The sequence below is a fragment of the Nocardia sp. NPDC052566 genome, assembly GCF_044547285.1.
Classification (GTDB): domain Bacteria; phylum Actinomycetota; class Actinomycetes; order Mycobacteriales; family Mycobacteriaceae; genus Nocardia.
Map to the genome: position 1 here is coordinate 779370 of NZ_JBIUAF010000007.1, position 18105 is coordinate 797474.

Here is an 18105-nt window from a genome sequence, read left to right on the forward strand (position 1 = left end):
CTTCCGCTTCGGGCCACGGTCTGGCACACGGACCGGGTCCGCGTCAAGGGCCGCTTCCGGCCCGTCTGCGCATGGCGTCCCGGTGGCGATCAACTTCCTGACGATTGCCCTCAGTTCACCCCCTGTTCATTCGGGCGCCCGACTGCCGCACATATGTGCCCCTACGGTCACGCTGACACCAAGGGCATCCAAGGGGAGAGCAAAAGTGCGCAAGCTGCTGCCGTTGATCGGAACACCGTCCGGTTCCCACCCTGGCGGCCGTTCCGCCATGACCTGTCGTTTCCGGTGTGGTGACGCCTGCTTCCACGAGGTGCCCAACACCAGTGACAACGAGTACGTCGGTGATGTCATCGCCGGCGCGCTCAGCCGCCGGTCGATGATGCGGGCCGCCGCTGTGGTCACCGTCGCCGCGGCGGGCGCCGGCGCGGTCACCGTCGGTGCCGCTCCCGAGGCGCAGGCGGCCGCGGCCGCCGGCAAGGGCAAGGGTCACGGTCACGGCCAGAGCAAACCGAAGGGTGCGCGCGGGCTGCGCTTCACGCCCGTGGCGCCCAACACGAACGACGCCGTCACCGTGCCGGACGGCTACCGGCAGAACGTCGTGATCCGCTGGGGCGAGCCCATCCTGCGCGGCGCCCCCGCCTTCGACCCGGAGAACCAGACCGCGAAGGCCCAGGCCGGTCAGTTCGGGTACAACAACGACTTCCTCGCGCTGCTGCCGCTGGACGAGCGCGGCCGGCAGCTGCTCGTGGCCAACCACGAGTACACCGACGAGGTGCTCATGTTCCGCGGCTACGACGCGGAGAACCCGACCCGCGAGCAGGTGGAGATCGCGTGGGCCGCGCACGGCCTGTCCGCCGTGGTCGTCGAGGAGGACCGCAGGACCGGCAAGCTCACGCCCGTCACCCGGCACCAGCTCAACCGCCGCGTCACCGCCACCACCGAGTTCCGGCTGACCGGCCCGGCCGCCGGCTCCGACCTGCTGAAGACCTCCGCCGACCGGACGGGCAGGAAGGTGCTCGGCACCCTCAACAACTGCTCCGGCGGCACCACCCCGTGGGGCACCACGCTGCACGGCGAGGAGAACTTCAACCAGTACTTCGCCAACAGCAGCCGCACCACCGACAAGCGGTACGGCATCGGCACCGGTGCCACCGAGCGCAAGTGGGAGCGGTTCGACAAGCGCTTCGACGTCGCCCAGGAGCCCAACGAGGTGCACCGCTTCGGCTACGTCGTCGAGCTGGACCCGTACGACCCGGACTCCACGCCCCGCAAGCACACCCTGCTGGGCCGGTTCAAGCACGAGGCCGCGACCGTGCGGCTGACCTCGGACGGGCGTCCGGTCGTGTACACCGGCGACGACGAGCGGTTCGACTACTTCTACAAGTTCGTCGGCAGCAAGCGGATGAAGAAGGGGTCCTCCCGGGCCGCGCGCGAGCACAACCTCTCCCTGCTCGACGAGGGGACGCTGTACGTCGCCAAGCTCACCGGCGACTCTCCCGCGATCGAGATCGACGGCACCGGCAAGCTGCCGGGCGACGGCGAGTTCGACGGCAGCGGCGTGTGGATCCCGCTGGTCACCGCCGACGAGGACGGCGCCGTCTCGCACGTGGAGGGGATGAGCGCCGAGGAGGTGTGCGTCTTCACCCGCCTCGCCGGTGACAAGGTCGGCGCCACCAAGATGGACCGGCCCGAGGACATCGAGCCCTCGCCGAAGACCGGCAAGGTGTACGTCGCCCTCACCAACAACAGCAACCGGGGCGTCGGCTCCTACGCCAAGGCGGACGAGGCCAACCCGCGCAACGCCAACAAGCACGGGCACGTCCTGGAGCTGACCGAGCACCGCAACCGCGCCGACAGCCTGAAGTTCGGCTGGTCGCTGTTCCTGGTGGCCGGTGACCCGGAGGACTCGGCGACGTACTTCGCGGGCTTCCCGAAGGAGAACGTCAGCCCGATCTCCTGCCCGGACAACGTGGCCTTCGACGACCACGGCAACCTGTGGCTCTCCACCGACGGCAACGCGCTCGGCACGCACGACGGCCTCTTCGGCGTGGCGACGTCGGGCGAGCGGCGCGGTGAGCTGAAGCAGTTCCTGACCGTGCCGACCGGCGCCGAGACCTGCGGTCCGCTCATCCAGGACCGGCGCGTGCTGGTCGCCGTGCAGCACCCGGGCGAGGTGGACGGCGCCTCGGTGGAGAACCCGGCCAGCACCTGGCCCGACGGTGCGGGCAAGATCGTGCGCCCGGCGGTCGTGGCGGTGTGGCGCGCGGACGGTTCCGACATCGGCGTCTGAGCGTCCTGACCGCCCTGACCGCCCTGAGGGCCTGAGGGCCCTCAGGGATCGCCCGTACCGGGCCGGGTCAGCCGGCCCGGTGCAGGGTGAGGTCGACGAGCAGGGCCCGGTGGTCGGTGTCGGCCAGGTCGAGGAACCGGGCCTCGCGTGAGGTGAAGTCCTCCGAGACCAGTACGTGGTCGATCTGGACCCCGAAGGTGGGCGCCGTCAGGGCCGGCCAGCTCGCGGTCCGCCCGGAACCGGCCAGCCGGGCCGCGTCGCGCAGTCCGGTGTCCAGCAGCGGCCGGAACGCGGCGTGGTCCTGGGAGGCGTTGAAGTCGCCGGCCAGGACGGTGGGGGTCTTGTCGTCCTTCGCGACGGCGTCGTGCAGCGCGTCCAGTTCCTCGCGCCAGACGTCGGTCTGGCCGGGCAGCGGGGGCATGGGGTGGGCGAGCTGGAGCCGTACGTCGGTGCCGCTGACCTCCGCGACGGCGGCGGGCATGCCCATCGTGCCCTCGACGCCCTTGGCGGCACGCAGCGGGTAGCGGCTGAGGATGACGGAACCCTTCGAGCCGTCGCCCTCGACGGCCCGGCGGTCCGGGTAGGTCTTGCCCAGCTCCCGGCGGAGCGTGGTGTCGCAGGCCTGGTCGCACTCCTGGACGAACACGATGTCCGGTTCCTCGCGGCGGACTGCGGTGACGAGGGCGTCGGTGGCCTGTCCGAACTCGACGTTCGAGGTCAGTACGCGCAGTTCGGCGAAGGCCGGGCCGATGGGGTCGCCGGTCCTGCCGTAGGGCTGCATGAACCAGGCCAGCAGGCCGAGCAGCAGCACTCCCCAGAGCGCGCCGAACCACCAGTGGGTGAACACGGCGATCACGAGTGCGATGCCGAGGGGTATGAGCAGCCAGGGCAGGAACGCCAGGAGCTGCGGTACCGGGGTGATGCCGTCGGTGCCGGCGGTCCGGCAGCCGAGGACCACGCTCAGACCGGTGAACAGCAGGACCGCGCAGGTGAGGGCGGACCGTCGGCCGGCCCGTCTGCGGCGTACGTGCCGGGGGACCGCCCATGCGGCGGCCCTGGTGTCCGTGTTCAAGTCCCGGCCTTCCGCTCGGTGAAACAGGTGGTCCGTTTCGGTTTCTCCCTCAAATCCTTCATCAAAGACGGGGTGAGCGGTCGGAAAGTTCCCCTGGCGTTCCGGGAGCGGGAACAGCTGGTGTCCGGCGGCGGACACGGCCGGTGAGCCAGGACACCAGCGCGACGGTCAGGCCGAGGGCGACGAGGAGCCAGGCGGCGGTGCGCAGGGTGGCCGTCAGGGCGTCGTAGACGGCCCCGGCGGCCGGGCCGTGCACCGTGCCCGGCAGTTCGGCCAGGGTGAGGTGGCGGCCGACGGCGACGGCCAGGGCGAGCAGCGCGCCGCCCAGGGCCGTGCCGAGGCCGGCGGCGGTGACGGCGCGGCGGCGTCGGGCGGCGACCGCGATGCCGGTGACGGCACAGGCGACGGCGGCGAGGGGGAGCCAGACGGCGGCGACGTCCAGCGCGTGGTAGCCCCGGCGCAGCCGGTCCGCCTCGGCGGCGCCGAGGACGGTGACCGGGGTGGGGTGTACGGGGATGCGGTGCGCGAACGGTACGTGGTCCCGGACGAGCTGGTGTCTGACGCGGGCGGTGACGGGGGCCAGGTCGACGGTGACGGGGCGGTGGTCGTCGGCGCGGGGCGGCCGGCGCAGGGCGCGGACGACGGCGTCGTGGACGGTCCGGTTGGCGGCGTCCCAGCCGGCCCGGAACGCCTCGGTGCGGGTGAAGGAGCGGGCGGCGTCGTGCACGAAGAGGCGGGTGGCGCCGGGGGCGGGTCCGGGATCGATGTGGCTGAACACGCCGTCCCGGACGGTGTCCGCGACGGCGTCCCGGACGCGGGGGTCGGCGGCGAGGGGCGCCATGGCGTCGACGTAGCGGCCGGTGTCGGAGAGGGCGTAGGCCGCCCAGGCGGCGAGGGCGCCGCAGGGGGTGAGGAGGCAGGCGAGGGTGATCAGGACGGCCGACAGGGCGTGCCGGAGGCGCAGGCGGGGGCGGAGACGCAGACGTGGGGCCACGGGTCCAGGCAAGACGGCCGGGGGGTGGCGGGCGAGCGGCCCGACTGCATGTGGGGGCATGCGGTGGGCCGGACGGGTGGGGACGACCGCCCGCGCCGGGCGCGCACGACACGGTGCTGGTGTGCGCGGTCCGCGGCCGGAGCGCCGACGGGGACCGGTACGGGTGCTGCGCGCGGCGCCGGGGACGGGGTGGCCGACGCCCGCGTGGCCGCCCTCGGCCGGTGGGCGTCTGGCCGTTCCGGCCGGTGAGGCGGCGTGCTCGGCCGCCTCGGCCCCTGAGCCGGTGGGGGCGGGTGGGTCAGGGCAGGCGGTGGCTGGTCGCGGCGCCGCCGCCGGGAACCCGGTACGGGTGCTGGCGCGCGGGCGGCGGGGGCGGGGTGACCGCCGTCGGCGCGGGTACTTGCGGCCGGTGGGTGTGTGGTTGTTCCGGTGGGTGTGTTGCTGGGCCCGGCTGTTCTGGTTGTGGAGCCGGTGGGTGTGTGGTTGTTCCGGCGGGTGTGCGGCTGCGCCCCGCTGTCCTGGTCGTCGAGCCGGCGGGAGCGGGCCGTTCCGGCCGGTACGCCCCGCTGTCCCGGCCGTCGAGCGTCAGGGGCGGGCCGGGGAGGCTGTCGAGCCGGTGAGTCCGGCTGCCCCGGCCGGTGGGCCGGCGCGCCTGACTGCCTCAGCCGGTGAGGCGACCAGCCCGGTCGCCCCGGCCCCTGAGCCGGCGAGCCCGCCCCCCGGCCGCCGAGCCGGCGCGGGTCGGGTCGGGTCGGCGAGGGCAGGCCGGCGACGGCGGGCCGGCCAGGGGCGGGCCGGTCAAGGCAGGCGGTGGCCGGTCGCGTCCTCGTGGGTGTAGTAGCGGTAGAACAGCGTGACGAACATGGCCGCCGCCACCGCCACCGAGATGCCCGCGGACAGGAGCACGCTCCGGCCGGACTGGTTGATCAGGAAGCCCACCGCGCAGCCGGTGAACGCGGCCCACAGCAGCGCGTGCTGCTCGCGCCGCAGCCGCGCGGCGACCGCGCGGACGACGGAGTACAGCACCACGAAGACGAGCGTGGTCAGCCAGCCGAACAGCAGGTTCCAGCCGGTGATCTCGGTGCCGTGGCGCCGGTTGGCCGCGGCCCACCAGCCGTAGACCAGCCCCAGCAGGACCGGCACCGCCCACTTCGCCACCAGGTGGGTCCGGGGACCGAAGACGTCGGAGTCCGGCGCCGGTGCCCGTGTCCCGCGGCCCCGCCTGCTCGTCGTACCGCCGTACCCGGTTTCCGCGTGCGCCATGAGGACGCTCCTCTCTGTCCTGGCCCCCGCCTACCAGGTCACACCCGGTGCCGTCCCCGGGCAACTCAGGATGCGGGCGCCGCGGGCGCGTGTTTCGCTGGGCGGGTGAGCGGTCGCGTCCGGATGAGGCCGGTGAGCCGGCCGTCGCGTGGTCGGCCGGGACGGGCCGGCCGGCTGTCCGGGGACCCGGGTGCCGTGCACCGGAACCCGTTGGTGCGGGTGGGCGGCCTCGGGGTCGGCTGGGTCCCGCCGCTGCTGCTGCTGATCGGCGTCGCGGCGGCCGACGCCAACACCGGCGGCGAGTTCCGGATGATCTCCTGGATCGTGCTGGTCCCCGGGATCGCCTCCGCCCTGTGCGGAGTGTGGGGCACCGCCGTCTACGCGGCCCTCGCCGTCGCCACGTACTTCACCGTGGACAGCGCCTGGCCGCACCAGTACCAGAGCGGGCTGCCCGACTTCATCCTCGTCGCCGTGGGCGGGCTGCTGGCCACCCTGGCCTGCGTGGTCCGGGTGCGCGGGGAGCGGCGGATGCTGCACATCCGGGACGTCGCCGACACCACCCGCCGCGTGGTGCTGCGCCCGCTGCCGCCGGGCTGGGGCGGCCTCGACCACGCCGCCGTCTACCTCCCGGCCGACGCCGAGGCCCGGGTGGGCGGCGACTTCTACGACATCCAGCCCGGCCCGCACGGCACCCGCGTCCTCGTCGGTGACGTGCAGGGCAAGGGGCTGGGCGCGGTGGAGACGGCGGCGGCGCTGCTCAGCGCCTTCCGTGAGGCCGGCTACCACGAGGCGGACCTGGCGACGGTCGCCGAGCGGCTGGAGGTGCGCATGACGCGGCACCGCGGCCACACCGCGGCGGTGCACGGCCGGGCGGGCGGCGGCGACCGGTTCGCCACCGCCGTGCTGGTCGGCTTCCCGCCCCGGGTGCCCGGCGCCGTCGACACCGTCGTCTTCGGCCATGAACCGCCGCTCGCGGTCGGCCCGCGCGGCGTACGGGAGCTGCCCGTCGACGGCGGGCTGCCGCTGGGCCTGGCCGAACTCGGCTCCGGGCCGCCGCCGGTGCGCCGGCTGGAGCTGGCCGCCGACGAGACGCTGCTGCTGGTCACGGACGGGGTGACGGAGGCCAGGGACCGCGACGGGGGCTTCTACCGGCACGCCGAGGAGGTCGCCCGGGCCGTCGCCGCCGACGCCCGCAACACCGCGCCGCGCCGGCTCGTGCGCCTCGTGCGCGACGGCACGCTGCGGCACTGCGGCGGGCGGCTGGGCGACGACACGACGGTGTTCGCCGTCCGGCGCCGGTAGCGGGCGTGAGGGGCGCGGCGGGCGGTTCGCGCGACGTCCGCGAGCCCCCGGCTCCGGCCGGGGCGGGGGTCACACTTTCCGCCGGGTGCCCCTCTTCGCAGCCGCAGCGGTTACGGTGCTGACGTACGTGATCGACAGGGGAGGGGACATGCCCGGAACCGTGCTGCTGCTGGCGGCTTCGCCCGTGGGCAAGGGACGCCTGGTGGACGCGGCCTCGGTGCTCCCCGTCCTCGCGGCCGTGCCGCCCCCGGTGCTGTCCGGGACGGACACCGCCAACGTCATCGAACTGGCCGACCCGCTCGACCCGCAGGCCGTGCTGACCCGGCTGCGGGCCGCCGCCGCGGCGCCCGGCCCGCTGACCGTGTACGTCACCGGACAGCTCCAGACCGACCGCCGCCAGCACCTGCCGCACCTGGCGCTGGCCCGCACCACCCCGGCCACCGTCCGCTACACCGCCCTGCCCTGGCACTGGATCAAGGAGGAGCTGCGGCTGCGCCCGACCGGGGCCACGACGCTCGTCCTCGACCTGCACGCCGACCAGGAGACCTGGGAGTGGCTCCAGCGGCACCCGCTGGACTGCGGGCGCAACAACGCCGTCTACGGCCGCGTCGCGCCGCCCCCGTCCCGGCGCGGGACGGCGGTCCCGGCGTACATGCGCGGGGTCGCGACCATCCTGCGCAGCGGGCACCGGCCGCCGTTGCAGCAGCTGCACGAGCAGGCGCTGGCCCGGGCCGCCGCCGAGGGCGGGGGCGGCCGCGTCCCCGACCTGGTGCTGACGGTGCCCGGCCCGGCCCCCGGCGACCCGCACGACGCCGTCACCGCGGCCGTGCAGGCCGGGCGGCACGCCGACGCCGACGCGCTGGCCGCCTCCCACGAGCGGGCCGCCGCCTACACGCACGGGCCGGCTTCCGAGGACGCGCTGCACTGGACGGAGGTCCGCGCCGACCTGGCGATGTTCGCCGGGGACCCGGTGCGCAGCTGCCGGGGCTGGCTGGAGGTGGCGCGGATGCGGCTCAACTCCGGGCAGGCGGCGGACGCGCCCGCCGTCGAGGCCGCCGTCGACCGGGCCCACCACCAGTGGGGGCAGATCCGCGATCCGCGCCAGGCCCGTGAACTGGGCCAGGTGCTCGCCGAGCTGCGGGGCCGGGTGCCCGGCCGGCGCGCGGGCGCCCTGGACCACGTACGCAAGCAGCTGGACCAGTTGCAGACCCAGGGCTGAACCCCGGTCCGGCCGGTCCGACCCCTCCCCCCTGCGCATTCCCGGTGCCATGATGGTGAGTTATGGCTAAGGGGGACGAAGTGGCCACACAGGACATCCGGGTTCGGCTGGACGGCACCGCGACCGAGAGCGACATCGGGGCCCTGCGCAAGTGGCTGGAGCGGGAGAAGCCGCTGGACGAGCTGGTCCGCGCCGGGCGGCTGCGCATCCACGAACGCCCGCACACGGACGAGTCCGGCGCCCCGATGGGCGTCGGGATGGAGATCGTCGTGGCGGTGACGTCGGGGGCCGCCTCGGTGGTGTTCCGGGAACTGCTGGACCAGGTCAAGGGGGCCGTGGAGGCCTGGCGGACCAATCGGCGCGAGGTGGAGGACGGCGAACCGCCCGAGGGCCGTGTCGACCCGGTGCACCCCGACGACAGGTAGGCCGGTGGCCGGTTTCGACCCGCGCGGGCAGGTGAACCGGGCGCTGCTGGTCGGGGTGTCCGAGTACGACGTCACGGAGCCGCCGTACGGCGTGCCCTGCGACCTGCCCGCGGTCAAGCACAACCTCAACCGGCTGCGGGACGCGCTGCAGCGCGGCCGGGTCTTCGGCGAGCGGGAGATCGTGGTGTCCCGGTCGCCGACGCTGGACGACTTCAGCCGGTCGCTGCGCACCGCCGCCGAGGAGGCCGAGGGCGTCCTGCTGCTGTACTTCGCCGGGCACGGGGCGATCCCCAGCGCGGGCGACGAGCTGTTCCTCCAGATGCGCAACGCCAGTGTGGTGGCGGGCGGGCACGCGGTGTTCCCGGGCGCGGAGATGTTCACCACCGTGCTGACGGTGCTCGCGGCCAGTCCGGCCCGGCGGATCGTGATCGTGCTGGACTGCTGTTTCGCGGGCAACGCGGCCTGGCTGTGGGAGACCTTCCGGGACAAGCGGCGGGTCCTGCTGCTGATGAGCGTGCAGGCCAACCACCGCACCGACGCGGGCGCTCCGGGCACGCCGACGCCGTTCACCGCCGAACTGCTGCGGGTGCTGGAGGAGCAGGACGGACGGGACGGGCGGGACGGGCGGGGCGGACGGGGCGGCGGCGGGCTGTGGTTCGGGGGGCTCGCCGAGGCGCTGCGCGAGGGGATGGCGGCCGGCGGCCACCGTACGGTGCGGTCGGCGCCGTGGGAGCCGCAGAGCCGGGCCGAGCCGGGGGAGGACGTACTGCTGTGGGCGCCGTCCGCCGCCCCGGACGAGCCGCCCGGGCCGACCGAGCCGGAAAAGCCGGGGAAGAAGCCGGAGCAGCAGGTCAGGGAGGGGGACGGGCCCCGCCGGCCCGGACTCCTCGACCGGACGGTCGCCGCCGTCGGGACGGTGGCCTCCGCCGTGGCCGGCGCCGTGGCCGGCGCGGTGACCGCGCTGTACCTGTTCGGGCGCCGGCTGCCGACCGTCCTCGTCGCCCTGCTCGCCCTCGCCCTGGCCGCCGCCGGCGTCGGCACCTACCGGCTCGTCTCCCCGCCCGGCTCCGGCGTGAGCTGCGCCCCTCCGCCGGAGCTGCGCGTGCTGACCGACCCCGACCTGGAGCCGACCGTGCGTGCCGCCGCCGACGCGTACCTCACCTCGGACGAGAACACCACGGACGACGGCTGCCGCCGCGCCGGCCTCACCGTCTACAGCGCGGGCACCGCCGACGCGGTCACCGCGCTGCGCCGGCAGACCGGTGCCTGGCAGGAACCCGGCGACGACCCCAACCCGCAGCGGGACGTGGGCCCGCAGCCGGATGTCTGGATACCCTCCTCCCCCGCCGACGTCGCCCGCGTGGCGTCGGGCCGGGACACCGACGCGGTCGCCGCGCTGGAGGAGGACCGGCAGCCGTTCGCGTACTCCCCCGTCGTCCTCGCCGTCCCGCAGGAGCTGGCCGCCGAGTCGCAGGACGAACGCGTCTCCGTCGCGCTCAACCGCATGATCGACGCCCTGCGCGGCCGTCGCGCGGACGCCGAGGTGCGCCGCCCGGACCCGGAGTTCGCGGACACCGGGCTGCTCGCCACCATCGGCCTGTACGGCACCCACTCCGGCGCCGAGGCCCGGGACGCGGCCGGTGCCGAACGCCGGGTCGCGCAGTCCGGCCCGCCCGCCCCGACCGCCGCCGAGCTGCTGTGCGCGCTGCCCGACGACGACGCCGTGGACGACCGCACCGCCGCCCTGGTCCCCGAGTTCCTGATGCGCAGCGGCGTCGGCTGCGACAGCGCGCGGCGCACCCCGCGGATGGCCCAGTACCCGGGCGACGTACCCGGCCTGGAGCCGGTCTTCGTCCGGGTGCGCTGGCGGGGCGCCGACCGCGACACGGCGGACCGGGACGCCGCCGCCGACGGTTTCCGCCGGTGGCTCACCCGGACCGGCGGGCGTCAGGTGTTCGCCGAGGCCGGGTTCCGGGCGGCGGACGGGGAGCGGGCGCTGCTGGACGAGGACGGCCGGGCCGCGGGGGTGCTGGCGGCCCCGGCCCCGCTGATCGAACCGGCCGGACGGGACGCGATGGAGGCGGCGCTGGAGGCATACCGGGACGTCGACGGGCCCGGCCGGGTGCTGTTCCTGCTCGACAGTTCCCGTTCGATGCGCGACGTCTGGGACGGGCCCAGCGGCGGCCCCGGTCTGATCGCCCGTTCGCTGGGCGGCCTCGGTGCGCGTGACGAGTACGGGGTGTGGGCGGTGTACGGCACGGGCGACGACCCGTACGACACCCTGCTGGCGACCGGACCGCACCGCCGGCGGGACGCCGAGCGGGCCCTGGACCGGGCCGCCGTCACCCGGTCGGCCGACGACGCCGATCCGCACCGCGCCCTGCTGGCCGCCTTCGACCACATGGAGCGGCGCGACGCCGAGCGGGAGCGGACCGGCCTGATCGTGTACGTCACCGACGACGAGGACGCCGGCCGGCTCCGCGGCGACCGGCTCGACGCCGTGCTCGACGCGGCCCGCGCGGCCGACGTGCCGGTGACGATGGTGTCCCTGGCGGGCGGCGGCTGCGACCCGGGCCGGCCCGACGCCCGGATCGCCGAGGCCAGCGGCGGACGCTGCCTGGACGCCGGCGACGACCCGGGCGCCGCCCTGCACGACGAGGTCGCCCGCACCGGAACGGGGGAGGAGGACTGATGCCCCGCCGCCCGATCGTCCGCCTGTTCCGCCGCCCGCTGGGCCGCCCGTCCCGCCGCCCGCTGAGCCGCCTGTCCCGCCGCCCGCTGAGCCGCCCGTCCCGCCGTCCGCTCGGCCTGCTGCTGGCCGCCGTGCTGCTCGCCTCCGCCGCCTGCACGGGAGGCGGCGACGGCACCGGACCGGTCCCCTCCGACGACGTGCCCGGCTCCATCGTGGTCGCCAGCGGCCGGGACGTCACCGGGCAGAACGGGGTCCGCCGACGGCTGATCGACGCCTGGAACGAACGGCAGGAGAAGGCGGGCAGCCACTACCAGGCCCGCCTGGTGGAACTCCCCGGCAGCGCCGACGAGCAGCGCGGCCAGCTGCTCGGCGCCCTCCAGTCCGGCAGCTCCGCCTACGACGTGGTCAACCTGGACGTGACCTGGGTGCCGGAGTTCGCCGCCGCCGGCCTGGTCCGCCCGCTGCCCGAGGCGCTGGTCGACGACGACGTCGTCGACTCCGTGGCCGGCACCGCGCGCTGGGACGGGAAGGTCTACGCGGTCCCGTTCAACAGCGACGTCGGCCTCCTCTACTACCGGCGCGACCACCTCGCGCGGGCCGGCCTGGAGCGGACGGAGCTGGCCGGGGTGACCGACTGGCGGAAACTGGAGACGCTGATCGACGTCCTGGACGAGCGGGACGTCCCCGGCTACGAGAAGGGCTGGACCACCCAGCTCGCCGCCTACGAGGGCCGCACCGTCAACGCCGTGGAGGCGTTCGCCGCCGTACCGGGCGGCGTGCCGCTCACCGACGACGAGGGCCGCTACACGGCGACCGTCGAGGAACTCACCCGGGGCATCGCCGAGCTGCGCCGCCGCACGGCCACGCCGTACACCCTCGCCGACGCCGCGCAGTCCGACGAGGCGGCCTCCCTCGCCGACTTCGCGGACGGCCGCACCGCCTTCCTGCGGCACTGGCCGTGGGTGTACCGCACCCTGCACCAGAGCTTCTCCCCCGGTCAGCTGGGGGTGACGGCGCTGCCGGGCCGGGCGGTGCTCGGCGGCCAGAACCTGGCGGTGACGGCCGCCTCCCGGCGGGCGGACAAGGCGGCCGAGCTGATCGAGTTCCTCACCGGCAAGGAGAGCGAACGCTGTCTGCTGGACGCGGGGTTCGCGGCGACGCGGGTATCGGCGTACACCGACGACGACGTGCGGTGCCCGGTGGACACCGCCGGGACCCCGTCGGCCGCCCCCAGCGGGGAGCGGCCCGACCGGATGCCCCGGGACGCCGCCGACCGGCCCGCCTACGCCGCCTCCGTGCTGCTCCCCGCGCTGCGGCGGGCGGTGCAGCGGCCGCGGACCCCGCTGTACGGCGCGTTCACCCAGACGTTCACCGCGCAGCTCGGGCCGCTGTTCGGCACCGATCCGCCGGACGACGCGACGCTGGCGAAACGGCTGGACGCGGCGCTGCGGCGGGCGCTGCCGGGTTAGGACACCTCAGGTGTGCGGCCCGTCGAGCCGCGGGGCGGCGGGGCGGGGCGTGTCCGGCGGGTCGTCCGCCGGGCCGCCCGTGTTCGCGGCCAGCAGCAGACAGGCCGTGGCGGCGACGGCGGCGGCGACGGCACGGACATAGCGCTCGGCGGTGCGTGGGCGTTCGAGCACGGCGACCTCGCAGCAGCGGTCCACGGGAACGGGAGTCGGACGAGAGGGGTACAGCGATGTACGGCGGTGTGTTAAACACGCTTAACTCTCGGTTTAACCTAGGGCCGGGGATGCCGAACGGCAAGGGGCACAGGGGGAGTTGCAGTGGAGGACCGGGACGATCCGGCGGTCATCGGCCGCCGGGTGCAGCGGCTGCGGACCGACCGCGGCCTGACCCAGCGGCAGCTGGCCGAACCGGCCTACACCCCCGCCTACGTCTCCACCCTGGAGGCCGGCCGCGTCCGCCCCTCCGACGAGGCGCTGCGGCACATCGCCGGACGGCTCGGCGTCACCTTCGAGGAACTGGTCACCGGCCGCCCGCCGCACCTCGCCACCGACCTGCGCCTCAGACTCACCGGCGCCCAGCGCACCCTGGCCACCGGCGCCACCGAGGCGGCGGCCGAGAACTACGCCGAACTGCTCACCGAGGCCGAGGCGCACGGGCTGACCGACATCGAGGCCGCCGCGCTGCTCGGGCTCGGGGAGTGCGCGGTGGAGCAGGGCGAGCTGACCCGCGGCCGGGAGTACTTCGAACGGGCCGAACGCCGCCTGACCGACACCGGCGCCCCGCTGCCCGCCCGGGTCCCGGCCCTGCGCGGCAGGGCGCTGGCCCACTACCTCGCCGGAGAGCTGCGCTACGCCGTCTACCTCCTCGAATCCACCCTCGACGAGCTGAACCGCGCCGGCCTGCACGACCCCGACGCCCTGCTCCTCCTCTACGCCAGCGCCATCGGCCCGTACATGGACATGGGCGCGCACGCCCGCGCCGCGCAGGCCGCCGAACTGGCCCTCGCGCTGGCCCCGCAGGCCGGCGACCCGGCGCTGGTCGCCCGGATGCACCGGTCCGTCGCCCGCACCCTGGTCGCCGAGGGCCGCCTAGCCGAGGCCGACGCCTCCCTGGCCAAGGCCGCCGAGCTCTACCGCACGCTCCAGCTCCGCACCGAGCTGGCCAACTGCCACTGGATGCGCGGGTACGTCTACGCGCAGAACGGCCGCCTCGAAGACGCCGAGGCCGAGCTGCGGCAGGCGCTGGACATGCTCTCCGCCCAGCGCGCCGCCCTCTACACCAGCCAGGCCGCCGTCGAACTGGCCGACGTACTGCGCCGGCGCGGCAAGTCCGAGGAGGCCGCGGCCCTGCTGCGCACCGTGCTGGACGACCTGACCTCCGAGCGCGGCGCCGTGCACGCGGCCGGCGCGCACCGGCTGCTCGGCATCATGGCCGAGGAGGCCCGGGACACCGAGGCCGCCGAGGAGCACTACGTGCGCGCGCTCAGCCTGCTGGAGCGGGCGGGCGCCGCCGGGGACCTGGCCGACCTGTGCCGGCTGCTGGGCGACCTGCTGCGCCGTACCGGCCGGACGGAGGCCGCCCTGGACGCGTACCGCACCGGCCTGGGCCACCGTACGGCCCCCGGGACGACCACCCTGGGCCCCGCGCCCGCACAGCCTCCTCTGTGAGACGTGCGAGCTGCCGCACAGGGGGTTCGGTTAGGTTGCGCGAATGGAAAACCGGTTCCGGGACGGGCGGACGGCGGCCGACGCCCTGCGGCTCGTGCTGCGCGCGCTGCTGTACGCCGTCGTCGGCGGGGCCGCGCTGATCGCGGTCGCCACCGTCGTCTCGGTGCTCGGCCCGGTCGTCGCCCTGGACCTGTACACCCCGGCGGTGGCGGCCTGGTGGACGGTGTTCACCGCCGTCGTCGTCCAGGGCGTGCCGTTCCTGCTGCTCGGCACGGTGGTGTCGGCGGCGATCGGCGCGTTCGTGCCCGACCGGGTCTTCAAGCGCCTGCTGCCGCGCAACCCGGCGCTCGCGGTGCCGGTCGCGGGCGCGGCGGGCGTGGTGCTGCCGGGGTGCGAGTGCGCGTCGGTGCCGGTGGCGGGCAGTCTGATGCGGCGCGGGGTCGCCCCGGCCGCGGCCCTCGCCTTCCTGCTCTCCGCCCCCGCGATCAACCCGGTCGTGCTGGTGGCGACGTCCATCGCCTTCCCCGGCCGGCCGTCGATGGTGCTCGCCCGGCTGCTGGCCTCCCTCGCGGCGGCGGTGGTGATGGGCTGGCTGTGGGCGCGCTTCGGCAAGGACGAGTGGCTGCGGCTGCCGAAGCGGCCGGAGGGGACCGGATCGTCGTACGGCCTCGGGGGTTTCCTGACCGGGCTGCGGCACGACTTCCTGCACGCGGGCGGCTTCCTGGTGGTGGGCGCCGGGGCGGCGGCCACCTTCAACATCGCGGTGCCCCGCTCCGTGCTGGACGTCTTCACCGGCTCGGCCTGGCTGTCGGTGCTGCTGCTCGCGGTGCTGGCCGTGGTGCTGTGCGTGTGCAGCGAGGCGGACGCGTTCGTGGCGGCGTCGCTGAGCGGGTTCTCGCCGACGGCCCGGCTGGCGTTCATGGTGGTCGGCCCGATGGTGGACCTGAAGCTGATCGCGCTCCAGACGGGCACCTTCGGGCGGGCGTTCGCGGTGCGGTTCGCGTCGGTGACGTGGGTGGTGGCGGTGGCGAGCAGTGTGCTGGTGGGGTGGTGGCTGCTGTGAGGCGGTACGGACCGGCGGTCCTGCTGGCGCTGACCGGCGCGGCGGTGCTGCGGATATCGCTCTTCTCGGAGCTGTACCTGCGGTACGTGCAGGAGGGGCTGCGGCCCTACCTGATCCTGTCCGGGGCGGTACTGGTGCTGCTGGCGGCGGTGTCGGTGTGCGCGCGGCGCCCACGGCAGGAGGCGCCCGACGACGGCCACGGCCACGATGACGACGGCCACGGCCACGGCCACGATGACGACGGCCACGGCCACGGCAACGATGACGACGGCCACGGCCACAGCCACGGTGCGGCCGGCCCCCGCGTCGCCTGGCTGCTCACCCTGCCCGCCCTCGCCCTCCTCCTCTTCCCGCCGCCCGCCCTCGGCACCTACAGCGCCGAACGCGAGGCCGCGCAGCGCGCCGCCCAGGGCGTCGGCACGTTCCCCGCGCTGCCGTCCGGGGACCCGGTGGAGCTGACCCTCGCCGAGTTCTCGTCCCGCGCGATCTACGACAGCGGGCGCTCCCTGAAGGGCCGTACCGTCCGCCTGACCGGCTTCGTCACCCGCGACGACGACGGCACCTGGTACGTCACCCGGCTCCTGGTCACCTGCTGCGCCGCCGACGCCACGACCAGCAAGGTCGAGGTCCGCGGCGACGCGGCGGCCGACGCCCCGGACGACGGCGCCTGGGTCACGGTCACCGGCACCTGGCACCCCGAGGGGACGCTCGGCTCGGAGGAGGCATGGCCGCCGGTCGTGGACGCGGAACAGGTGCGGCGGGTGGCGCAGCCGGCGAACCCGTACGAACGGCCGTAGCGGCGCTGCCCTCCCGTCAGGTGGTGCGGGCCCGGAGGTGGGCGCGCTCGCCCTGGGGGCCGAACAGGACGAGGAGTTCCACGGTCCGGTCGTCGTCGGGGCCGAGCCAGTGCGGGACGTGGGTGTCGAACTCGGCCGCCTCGCCCGCCCTGAGCACCAGGCGCCGGTCGCCCAGCAGCAGCCGGAGCCGGCCGGCGAGGACGTAGACCCATTCGAAGCCCTCGTGGGTCTTCAGGTCGGGTTCCGTGCCGGGCCGGGGCGGGATCAGCAGCTTGTGCGCCTGCGTGCCGCCGGGGCGGCTGAGCGGTACGTAGGTCATGCCGTCGCGGGTGACCGGCTTGAGGTGGATGCGGGGGTCGCCGACGGGCGGGGCGCCGACGAGTTCGTCGAGGGGGACGGCGTACACCTCGGCCAGCGGCAGCAGGATCTCCAGGGTCGGCTTGCGGGTGCCGCCCTCCAGGCGGGAGAGCGTGCTCGCGTTGACGCCGGTCTCCTCGGCGAGCCGGGCCAGTGTCAGGCCCCGCCGGCGCCGCAGCTCACGCAGCCGTGGCCCGACGGCGGCGAGCCGGTCCTGTTTGGCGGTGCCGGTGTCCCTGCCGGTGCTGCTCATGGCCGCCAGCATGCCGATATGGCAAGGGGTCTTGCAAGAACGGCGAGCGGGGCGAGCACGGTTTCGCCTGGTCGGCCACGGGTAGTCGGGCGCTGCCGAGGTGGCCTTCCGGGTCGGTGAAGGAGGCGGTGGCGTGTCGCCCAGCGACGATTCCCAGGGGCCCGCCGACCGGCCCGAGCGGCCCGAGCGGCTTCGGCGAACGGACGCGGGCCGGGTCGCCGACCTGATCGCGGAGAGCGTCGGTGACGCCCCGCCCGGCGAGGTGCCGGCCCGGCTGTGCGAGGTCGTGGTCCGGTTGCTGCCGCTCTCCGGGGCGAGCGCGTCGCTGCGCAGCGACGGCGTACCGGTGCCGCTGTGCGCCAGCGGTGAGCGGGCCGGCCGGGTGGCGGAGATCCAGGCCACCCTGGGTGACGGGCCCTGCGTCCACGCGGCGGAGACCGGCGCCCCGGTGCTCGTACGCGACGTGACGGCCGATCCGGAGGCGGCCCGCTGGCCCGTCTACGCCCAGCAGGCGGCGGCGGCCGGGGTCCGCGCGGTGTACGCGCTGCCGCTGGGCAGCGACTCGGTGTGCCTCGGCACCCTCGACCTCTACCGGGACACCCCCGGCGGGCTCAGCGTCGAGGAACTGCGGACGGCGCGGCTGGTCGCGGGCGTGATGACCATGGCCCTGATGGCGCTGCCGCACGAGGAGGACGACGACGACCCTCCTGGCGGCCTGTCCTGGCTGAACGGCCTGGCCACCGGCCACGACCGGATCCACCAGGCGGTCGGCATGATCATGGCCCAGCTCGGCGTCGGCTCCGACGAGGCCCTGGCCCGCCTGCGCGGCGACGCGTTCGCCCGGGGCCGTACGGTCCAGGAGGCGGCCCAGGACGTGATCACCCACCGCCGGCGCCTGAACCCGGACGAGTAGGCCGCCCCGGCCCCCCGGTCTCCGGCCCCGCCCCCGGTCTCCGGTCCTGGCTCGGTCCCGCCCCCGGTCTCCGGTTTCGGCCGCCCCCGATTCCCCGGCCTCGCCACCGGTTTCCGGTCCTGGCTCGGTTCCGCCGCCGGGTCTGCGGCCTTGCCGCCGGTTTCCGGTCCGCCGCTGGCCCGGTCTTGCCGTTGGCTCCCGGTCCTGGCTCGGTTCCGCCCCCGGTTCCCCGGCCTTGGCCCGGTCCCGCCCCCCCCCCCCCCCCCCCGGGGGCCCCCCCCCCCCCCCCCGCCCCCCCCCCCCCCCCCGGGGGGCCCCCCCCCCCCCCCCC

Annotated in this window: 15 protein-coding genes; 10 read left to right on the top strand and 5 right to left on the bottom strand. The window is 75.5% G+C overall.

Annotation, left to right across the window (positions count from 1 at the left end):
* Nucleotides 1-268 precede the first annotated feature (268 nt).
* Nucleotides 269-2290 (top strand): PhoX family protein, encoded by a 2022-nt coding sequence (locus tag ACIG5A_RS38375; RefSeq protein WP_397249499.1) that lies wholly within the window; start codon nucleotides 269-271, stop codon nucleotides 2288-2290.
* 67 nt (nucleotides 2291-2357) lie between these two features.
* On the opposite strand, the gene ACIG5A_RS38380 is transcribed toward ACIG5A_RS38375, so the two are convergent.
* From ACIG5A_RS38380 to ACIG5A_RS38390, 3 genes are all read right to left on the bottom strand, one after another.
* Nucleotides 2358-3362 carry an endonuclease/exonuclease/phosphatase family protein gene (locus ACIG5A_RS38380; RefSeq protein ID WP_215172126.1) on the bottom strand — a complete coding sequence of 335 codons (1005 nt, stop codon included), beginning with the start codon at nucleotides 3360-3362 and terminating at the stop codon, nucleotides 2358-2360.
* A gap of 61 nt (nucleotides 3363-3423) precedes the next feature.
* Nucleotides 3424-4356 carry a hypothetical protein gene (locus tag ACIG5A_RS38385; RefSeq protein WP_397249389.1) on the bottom strand — a complete coding sequence of 311 codons (933 nt, stop codon included), beginning with the start codon at nucleotides 4354-4356 and terminating at the stop codon, nucleotides 3424-3426.
* A 798-nt stretch (nucleotides 4357-5154) separates the two neighbouring features.
* Nucleotides 5155-5619, bottom strand: coding sequence for a hypothetical protein (locus ACIG5A_RS38390; protein WP_215172124.1), 465 nt, complete (start codon nucleotides 5617-5619; stop codon nucleotides 5155-5157).
* Nucleotides 5620-5814: 195 nt separating this feature from the next.
* On the opposite strand from ACIG5A_RS38390, the gene ACIG5A_RS38395 reads away from it, so the two are divergent.
* The 5 genes from ACIG5A_RS38395 to ACIG5A_RS38415 all read left to right on the top strand — a co-directional run bounded on the left by ACIG5A_RS38395 (nucleotide 5815) and on the right by ACIG5A_RS38415 (nucleotide 12726).
* Nucleotides 5815-6921: a PP2C family protein-serine/threonine phosphatase gene (locus tag ACIG5A_RS38395; RefSeq protein WP_397249391.1), complete on the top strand. Its 1107-nt coding sequence runs from the start codon at nucleotides 5815-5817 to the stop codon at nucleotides 6919-6921.
* Nucleotides 6922-7069: 148 nt separating this feature from the next.
* Nucleotides 7070-8140 carry a hypothetical protein gene (locus ACIG5A_RS38400; RefSeq protein ID WP_215172122.1) on the top strand — a complete coding sequence of 357 codons (1071 nt, stop codon included), beginning with the start codon at nucleotides 7070-7072 and terminating at the stop codon, nucleotides 8138-8140.
* 62 nt (nucleotides 8141-8202) lie between these two features.
* Nucleotides 8203-8565 (top strand): hypothetical protein, encoded by a 363-nt coding sequence (locus ACIG5A_RS38405; RefSeq protein WP_215172120.1) that lies wholly within the window; start codon nucleotides 8203-8205, stop codon nucleotides 8563-8565.
* A 4-nt stretch (nucleotides 8566-8569) separates the two neighbouring features.
* Nucleotides 8570-11257, top strand: a complete 2688-nt coding sequence (locus ACIG5A_RS38410; protein ID WP_397249394.1) for a caspase family protein — start codon at nucleotides 8570-8572, stop codon at nucleotides 11255-11257.
* On the top strand, nucleotides 11257-12726 hold the full coding sequence (locus ACIG5A_RS38415) for an extracellular solute-binding protein (protein WP_397249396.1): 1470 nt from the start codon (nucleotides 11257-11259) through the stop codon (nucleotides 12724-12726). The genes ACIG5A_RS38410 and ACIG5A_RS38415 overlap by 1 nt, the downstream gene beginning before the upstream one ends.
* 6 nt (nucleotides 12727-12732) lie before the next feature.
* Here the strand turns inward: ACIG5A_RS38415 and ACIG5A_RS38420 are convergent, their stop codons facing one another.
* Complete coding sequence (locus ACIG5A_RS38420; RefSeq protein WP_397249398.1) at nucleotides 12733-12897, bottom strand: hypothetical protein; 165 nt, start codon at nucleotides 12895-12897, stop codon at nucleotides 12733-12735.
* A 144-nt stretch (nucleotides 12898-13041) separates the two neighbouring features.
* Between ACIG5A_RS38420 and ACIG5A_RS38425 the strand changes: the two genes are divergently transcribed.
* From ACIG5A_RS38425 to ACIG5A_RS38435, 3 genes are read left to right on the top strand one after another with little or no spacing between them, the layout of a single operon-like run.
* Entirely contained in the window at nucleotides 13042-14391 is a 1350-nt protein-coding gene (locus ACIG5A_RS38425; RefSeq protein WP_215168090.1) for a tetratricopeptide repeat protein, read from the top strand.
* Nucleotides 14392-14434: 43 nt separating this feature from the next.
* Nucleotides 14435-15454 carry a permease gene (locus tag ACIG5A_RS38430; RefSeq protein ID WP_215168089.1) on the top strand — a complete coding sequence of 340 codons (1020 nt, stop codon included), beginning with the start codon at nucleotides 14435-14437 and terminating at the stop codon, nucleotides 15452-15454.
* Nucleotides 15451-16251: a TIGR03943 family putative permease subunit gene (locus ACIG5A_RS38435; protein WP_397249401.1), complete on the top strand. Its 801-nt coding sequence runs from the start codon at nucleotides 15451-15453 to the stop codon at nucleotides 16249-16251. Before ACIG5A_RS38430 ends, ACIG5A_RS38435 begins: the two co-directional genes overlap by 4 nt.
* Nucleotides 16252-16267: 16 nt before the next feature.
* On the opposite strand, the gene ACIG5A_RS38440 is transcribed toward ACIG5A_RS38435, so the two are convergent.
* The gene (locus tag ACIG5A_RS38440; RefSeq protein ID WP_215168088.1) at nucleotides 16268-16861 is read right to left on the bottom strand and encodes a helix-turn-helix domain-containing protein; all 594 of its coding nucleotides are present in this window, start codon (nucleotides 16859-16861) and stop codon (nucleotides 16268-16270) included.
* A gap of 133 nt (nucleotides 16862-16994) precedes the next feature.
* On the opposite strand from ACIG5A_RS38440, the gene ACIG5A_RS38445 reads away from it, so the two are divergent.
* A complete protein-coding gene (locus ACIG5A_RS38445) occupies nucleotides 16995-17774 on the top strand; it encodes a GAF and ANTAR domain-containing protein (protein ID WP_397249403.1) in 780 nt (259 codons plus the stop codon).
* Nucleotides 17775-18105 lie beyond the last annotated feature (331 nt).